Source organism: Chryseobacterium piscicola, from assembly GCF_900156685.1.
GTDB lineage: Bacteria > Bacteroidota > Bacteroidia > Flavobacteriales > Weeksellaceae > Chryseobacterium > Chryseobacterium piscicola.
The window spans coordinates 1-6408 of the sequence record NZ_FTOJ01000018.1 but is presented as its reverse complement, the minus strand read 5'-3'; the positions used below and the strand labels follow the sequence as shown (position 1 = coordinate 6408).

Annotated in this window: 7 protein-coding genes and 1 pseudogene; 5 read left to right on the top strand and 3 right to left on the bottom strand. The window is 32.2% G+C overall.

What is annotated here, in order from left to right; genetic code table 11:
* The first annotated feature begins 174 nt into the window (after positions 1-174).
* From BW939_RS15480 to BW939_RS15465, 3 genes are all read left to right on the top strand, one after another.
* The gene (locus BW939_RS15480; protein ID WP_076452916.1) at positions 175-654 is read left to right on the top strand and encodes a GyrI-like domain-containing protein; all 480 of its coding nucleotides are present in this window, start codon (positions 175-177) and stop codon (positions 652-654) included.
* A gap of 15 nt (positions 655-669) precedes the next feature.
* Positions 670-948 carry a DUF3781 domain-containing protein gene (locus tag BW939_RS15475; protein WP_076452915.1) on the top strand — a complete coding sequence of 93 codons (279 nt, stop codon included), beginning with the start codon at positions 670-672 and terminating at the stop codon, positions 946-948.
* A gap of 515 nt (positions 949-1463) precedes the next feature.
* The gene (locus BW939_RS15465) at positions 1464-2426 is read left to right on the top strand and encodes a WD40 repeat domain-containing protein (RefSeq protein WP_123891595.1); all 963 of its coding nucleotides are present in this window, start codon (positions 1464-1466) and stop codon (positions 2424-2426) included.
* A 246-nt stretch (positions 2427-2672) separates the two neighbouring features.
* On the opposite strand, the pseudogene BW939_RS15460 reads toward BW939_RS15465, so the two are convergent.
* Both BW939_RS15460 and BW939_RS15905 read right to left on the bottom strand, forming a co-directional pair.
* A pseudogene (locus BW939_RS15460) lies at positions 2673-2891 on the bottom strand (IS91 family transposase); the annotation flags it as partial.
* A 33-nt stretch (positions 2892-2924) separates the two neighbouring features.
* Positions 2925-3077, bottom strand: a complete 153-nt coding sequence (locus BW939_RS15905) for a hypothetical protein (protein ID WP_159439285.1) — start codon at positions 3075-3077, stop codon at positions 2925-2927.
* Positions 3078-3285: 208 nt separating this feature from the next.
* Between BW939_RS15905 and BW939_RS15450 the strand changes: the two genes are divergently transcribed.
* Complete coding sequence (locus tag BW939_RS15450) at positions 3286-4287, top strand: PDDEXK nuclease domain-containing protein (protein ID WP_185094338.1); 1002 nt, start codon at positions 3286-3288, stop codon at positions 4285-4287.
* 3 nt (positions 4288-4290) lie between these two features.
* Here BW939_RS15450 and BW939_RS15900 read toward each other — a convergent pair whose 3' ends face one another.
* A complete protein-coding gene (locus BW939_RS15900) occupies positions 4291-4467 on the bottom strand; it encodes a hypothetical protein (RefSeq protein ID WP_159439284.1) in 177 nt (58 codons plus the stop codon).
* A 270-nt stretch (positions 4468-4737) separates the two neighbouring features.
* Here BW939_RS15900 and BW939_RS15445 point away from each other — a divergent pair, with 270 nt between their 5' ends.
* Positions 4738-6078 carry a hypothetical protein gene (locus BW939_RS15445; protein ID WP_159439283.1) on the top strand — a complete coding sequence of 447 codons (1341 nt, stop codon included), beginning with the start codon at positions 4738-4740 and terminating at the stop codon, positions 6076-6078.
* The last annotated feature ends 330 nt before the right edge of the window (positions 6079-6408 follow it).

The following is a 6408-nucleotide window of genomic DNA, read 5'->3' as shown; positions in this document are numbered from 1 at the left end:
AGAAATATCAAAAGGAACAATCTCTGATAAGAAAAGTATTGAAATTCAAAACCTAAAGAACGGTGTTTATATATTGAAATTTGCCGATGGAAACATCTTGAAATTTATAAAAAAATAAACGGAGGTTTTTTCACAGACTGAAGTTAGCTTTCATTGTAAAAAAACCGAAACTGAATGAAAATTATTGACAAAAACATATCGACTTTTGGACTTTTGACAGAACTGACAAAATCTCAAACTGACAATTTTGAGATTATAAAAAATCATTGGAAAAAGTTTAATGCTGAACTGAAAAAATATAATTTAATCCAAAACGGTGGAAATTTGGAAAAGTATGGAATTACAATTAAGACAAACGAAAAGTATTTTTATTTGACGACAATTCCACAAAACGAAATGATTTTTCCAGAACATTTTGTAAACAAAGAAATTCCAAAAGGCGAATACGAAATATTTACTCATACAGGAAAAATGGAAAATATCAAGAAGACAATTAACAACATTTACAGAAACATTTTACCAAACTCAAATCTGACAATAGAACACTACTCAAAGACAGGTTTTATACATTTTGAAAAATATGATTATCGTTTTCGTTGGGACAAACCTAATTCAGAAATAGATATTTATTTGCCAATAAACACAAATAATTGAGAACGTAAAACCAAAATGACGAATTATAAAAAAGAGATTTTAGACAAAATTTGTTATACAGAACTTGTTTATGGACGAATTAATAAAAAGCTGAAATTAGACCTATCAAAGGACAAAATTGAAAAGTTAATTACAACAGTTATTTTTGAAACAGACGAAACCGATTTTGTAAAAACAGGAAAAAATATTTACATTACAAACGAAAAAAGAAACATAATGCTGACAATTAATTCCTATACGAACAGAATTATAACAGCAGACAAATTGAAAAAAGAAAAAACAACGAACAGCTAATAACTAAGCTTTCGTTTTGTCTGAAAGACAAGAAATGAATTAACAATCACCGAAACCAAAAAAAAAAAAAAAAATAAAAAAAAAATAAAATAAAACTTTGAGGTAAAGCCCGTTGAACGGAACCTTCGGTGGCTTTTCCTCCCCACTTGGTAATCTTATGGAGTTGTCGTTTTTAGAATTTTGATATACAAAGCAGTTTTTAGAAGAACTGCTTTTTTTTGTGGCGTTTGGTAGCATCTCTTATCTTCTGTAGTTTATTCGACCGTTTTCCCCAAAAACACTTGTGCTACTTTTCCACAAAAGCATCAATAAAGCGAACCGGATTATCTTTAGAAATCGAATCTTCTAAACTCGTAAAAACCCTTTGATTGCGGGCAATTCCAGTGACGTGTAACATCATTAAATATACGAATTCACTCCCGAAATATTGAAATTTTTTACCTATTTTTGATTAAAATAAACGGAGGTTTTTTCACAGACTGACGTTAGTGGCAACCCTAAAAAAAACGTACACAATGACGACACGAATTAAAATATTGACACTTTTAAATTTTCTGATTGTCGTTTTTTGCAATCAGACAACTGTTCAAAACACTTTAACGAAGGAAATTCTTTGGACAACAGATTGGAGTCCAAATGGAAAATACATTGCAATTGGTGGAAATGTAGACAGTTTGAAAATTTACAGTGAAAGCAATCTAAAACCATATAAATCGCTACTTATAAAAAACACGATAACACGGGTAAAATGGCATCCTACAAAAAACATTATTGCTGTAACGACACAAATGTCAGAAGAAAAATCATTTATTTTCAATTTAGAGACAAATGAAAAAATTGAATTAATTGGAATTTCAACAGACGGAGCAAGAGGAATTGATTGGAATTACACAGGTGATTATTTAGCTATTGCCGACAATGATGGACAAATTTTGATATACGACATCAAAGGCAAATTAATCAGAAAATTTGTCAATGAAAACACTAAGAGTATAACTGCTATTGATTGGCATCCAAAAAAAAATATTATTACAACAGTAACTGACAAAATTCGCTTTTTTGACATTGAAGGAAATTTACTAAAATCAATAAGACATAGACAAGAAGAAGTTTTGTTATTAAGCATTGCTTGGCATAAGTCGGGTGACTTTTTTGTTACAGGAGATTATGGAGACGAAAAAGACAAATCATTGCTTCAATATTGGAGTGAAAAATGCGAACTTTTGAAAACCATTGACATCAGCAAAGGGGAATATAGAAATTTGGTTTGGAATACAAAAGGCGACAGACTTGCATCAGCAAGTGACGCATTAAGAATTTGGGACACAAAAGGAAACCTTATTTCAGAGGGTAATTCCAAAGATTACTTATGGGGTGTTTCTTGGAATGAAAAAGGGAATAGAATTATTACATCAAGTATGGAACAAAGAATAATACTTTGGAATAAAAAAGCGAAACGAATAAAGACAATAGAATAAAGGGCAGCCACTAATAACCAAGCATTCGTTGGGCTTGAAAAGCCAACAATGAAAGCCCGTTGAACGGAACCTTCGGTTGCTTTTCCTCCCCATTGGGTAATCTTATGGAGTTGTCGTTTTTAGAATTTAGGATAGAATAGCAGTTTTTTAGAAGGACTGCTTTTTTTGTGGCGTTTGGTAGCCTTTAGAAGAAGTTTTCGGCGGTTTTTCTTTGTGGCAGAACACAATTTCCCTTACCCACAATGGTTATTTTGCAGATGAAGTTCGGGTTACGAAAAGAAAATCCTGTGGCGGTCCTCGTTGTCCGAAAAGAGCGATGGTCACGAGATTTCCTTCCTTGCAACACCGGCATTTTTTAAGCAACGTTTTGGGTTTTGCTTCCGGAATTTGGATTTTTAAAGTGCTTTGCAAATCCTGAAGTTTGCCCCGTTTCCATGAACTGCTTAAAATCCCGTAATGGAAAAATTCGATAAAATATTTTTTGTTGAAATAGCAAGACTAAATGAGAAATATCTTTTTCCTTGAATTCGGTCTTCCTTCCGTTTTCGGGGTTCGAAGTTCAAAACCCAAGGCTTTTAAATCGATATTCTCCACAAAAACATCGATAAAGCGAACCGGATTATCACCAGAAATCGAATCTTCTAAACTCATAAAAACCATTTGATTGCGGGCAATTCCAGTGATGTATTGCATCATTAAATATACAAATTCACTCCCGTAGTATTGAAATTTTTTACCTATTTTTGATTACAATAAACGGAGGTTTTTTCACAGACTGACGTAATTTGACCGATATTATCGCTAAAACTAAAGACTTTGAAAATTATTATATTTGTTCAAAATTTAGACGCAAAATATAATGAATGAACTTGTTTCAAATCAACTAGCTAACAGAATTTCAGAGTTACTAATTTCTGCAAGAACGAAAGTATTACAAACCGTGAATCACACAATGGTTTTGACATACTTTGAAATTGGGAGAATGATAGTTGAAGAAGAACAAAACGGAAAACAAAGAGCCGATTATGGTAAACATATTATAAAATCTCTTTCTGAACGTTTAACAAAAGAATTTGGAAAAGGATTTTCACAAAGAAATTTAGAACAAATTCGACAGTTTTATTCTGTTTATTCAAAAACGCAAACACTGTCTGCGGAATTCAATTTAAGTTGGTCTCATTATATGAAATTGATGAGAATTGACGATGAGAATGAAAGAAAGTTTTATGAAATTGAATCATATAAAAACAATTGGAGCTTACGAGAACTGAACAGACAATATGATTCTGCCCTTTTTACACGTTTGACATTAAGTAAGGATAAAAGTGAAATTTTACAACTTTCAATCAAAGGACAAACAATAGAGAAACCACAAGATGCAATAAAAGACCCTTATATTTTGGAGTTCATAGGTTTGCCTGAGAATTCAAACTATTCTGAAAGTGATTTAGAACAAAAATTAATAGACAAGTTAGAGCATTTTTTATTAGAATTAGGAAATGGTTTTACATTTGTAGCCCGACAAAATAGAATCAGTTTTGACGACAAGCATTTTAGAGTAGATTTAGTTTTTTATAACAGAATCCTAAAATGTTTTGTACTTATTGATTTGAAAATCGGAGAATTAAAACACCAAGATATTGGGCAGATGCAAATGTATGTCAACTATTATGACAGACAAATAAAGCTAGAAGATGAAAATAAAACAATTGGAATAATTTTGTGCCAAAACAAAAGTGAAGCTGTTGTAGAATTTACATTGCCTGAAAATAATACACAAATTTTCGCAAGTAAATATTTGACAGTATTGCCGAGTAAAGAAACATTGATACAATTAATAAATAATAAAAACTACAGCTAATAACTAAGCTTTCGTTGGGCTTGCAAAGCCAACAATGAAAGCCCGTTGAACGGAACCTTCGGTAGCTTTTTGCCAGCATGTTGGTAACCTTATGGAGTTGTCGTTTTTAGAATGTAGATATACAAAGCAGTTTTTTAGAAGAACTGCTTTTTTTGTGGCGTTTGGTAGCACCTTTTGCATTTTTTAGTTTCAATGATCATCTTCCCCAAAAACACTTGTGCTACTTTTCCACAAAAGCACCAATAAAGCACACCAGATTATCTTCAAAAATCCGTTCTTCTAAACTCTTAAAAAACATTTGACTGCGGGCGATCCCGGGAATGTGCAGCATCATTAAATATACGAATTCCACCACCAAATTATTGAAATTTTTTACCTATTTTTGATTAAAATAAACGGAGGTTTTTTCACAGACTGACGTTAGTGGCTATTTTACAGAGACACCCTATAATGAGACAAATACTATTAATCATATTTACTTTGGCAACCTTAAATTCCTTCTCACAAAAGTTGGACATTATAACACTTGACAAATCAAAAGTTGCTGTAAAACTTATAGACAGCATAGCAAAATCTCAACTTTTGACACAGTTTAGTGGACGACAAGACAACAATCTAAGCAAAAAATGGACAGCAAGAACATTTTTACTTTCAGACGGAAGTATTATTGTTGAGTTTTATGACAAGAATGCTGTACTCATTGACAATCTTGAAAAATATAATAAGTTAGAAGAAATTAGGTTTGTAAAAAATACAATATGGAACTTAAAGAAAAACATTTCTTACAAGATTGAATTAACCTTTGAAAAAGGCAATAATATTGTTCAAGTCGAAAACCCAAAGCAACTTAAAAACTTAAAAAGTGAAATGCCGGAGCATTTTGATTTTGAAGTATATCAACTAAATACTGGACAAATCTTATTTATTGACAAATCTCAAAATTTTAAAAGTGCAGCCATTTATCCAGACTTAAAAACCTTGTCATCTGAAAACAGTACCATAGCAGAACAAGTATACGGTTCTGATGACGATGAATACTTAATGAAAAAATTGGCAAGTGGCGACCCTCTTTTAGACTATGAACCAAGCGACCACCTTATTTATCCCAAATACGAGAAAGACCTTATAAAAACACACAAACTCACTCTAATTGAAAGCAAAATTTTTGTAGCGTCTGACTTTTACGGAAATTTGTACAAATCTGAAAATGGTTATTATATTTTGCTTGACGACTTCAATCAACTAAATGTAGCGAAATCAGAAAAAATAGGTATTGGGACATTAAGAGTTTACAGTAATATAGATGAAGTTAGAGTTGCTCAAAAAAGATACGAGGAATTCAAAGACAAAGGAGTGACATCAGAACATTTTTATCAAAAATTATCTGACACATATGGACAAAACTTTCCTAAAATGGTCAATCAACTTATTGACAAATTATCAGAACTTTTAAATTTTGATAAAGAACAACTTTCCTTAGACAGTTTAGGCATTGACTTAATTGACGAAGCCCTAAAATGGAACGGAACAGACGATAAACATTTTGACAGTTGGTTTCCTTCTATTCTTGCTTACTATGGACAAGCCTACATTGCTGACAAAAGAGAAGGAAAGTGGTCAATGATTTATGAAAAAGAAGATAAAGTTTGGATACCTGAGTTAATACTAAATGATGGATTTTCCGCTTGGGATTGGAGAAATTTCTATAAAGATTTGTACGAAGGTCCAATTCCTTTAAAATGGGCAGGAGACTGGGATGGAGGTATGAGAAAATGGAGAAACAAGAAATAAAAACAGCCACTAATAACCAAGCATTCGTTGGGCTTGAAAAGCCAACAATGAAAGCCCGTTGAACGAAACCTTCGGTGGCTTTTACTCCCCATTGGGTAACCTTATGGAGTTATCGTTTTTAGAATGTAGATATACAAAGCAGTTTTTTAGAAGAACTGCTTTTTTTGTGGCGTTTGGTAGCACCTTTTGCATTTTTTAGTTTCAATGATCATCTTCCCAAAAAGCATCAATAAAACGAACAGGATTATCTTCAGAAATAGAATCTTCTAAACTCTTAAAAAACATTTGACTGCGGGCGATCCCGGGAATGTGCAGCATCATTAAATATAC

Excerpts from the sequence above, each read along its gene's own strand:
- BW939_RS15480 (WP_076452916.1), top strand. The coding sequence starts at position 175 with ATGAAAATTATTGACAAAAACATATCGACTTTTGGACTTTTGACAGAA.
- BW939_RS15475 (WP_076452915.1), top strand. The coding sequence starts at position 670 with ATGACGAATTATAAAAAAGAGATTTTAGACAAAATTTGTTATACAGAA.
- BW939_RS15465 (WP_123891595.1), top strand. The coding sequence starts at position 1,464 with ATGACGACACGAATTAAAATATTGACACTTTTAAATTTTCTGATTGTC.
- BW939_RS15905 (WP_159439285.1), bottom strand. The coding sequence starts at position 3,077 with ATGAGTTTAGAAGATTCGATTTCTGGTGATAATCCGGTTCGCTTTATC.
- BW939_RS15450 (WP_185094338.1), top strand. The coding sequence starts at position 3,286 with ATGAATGAACTTGTTTCAAATCAACTAGCTAACAGAATTTCAGAGTTA.
- BW939_RS15900 (WP_159439284.1), bottom strand. The coding sequence starts at position 4,467 with ATGCAAAAGGTGCTACCAAACGCCACAAAAAAAGCAGTTCTTCTAAAA.
- BW939_RS15445 (WP_159439283.1), top strand. The coding sequence starts at position 4,738 with ATGAGACAAATACTATTAATCATATTTACTTTGGCAACCTTAAATTCC.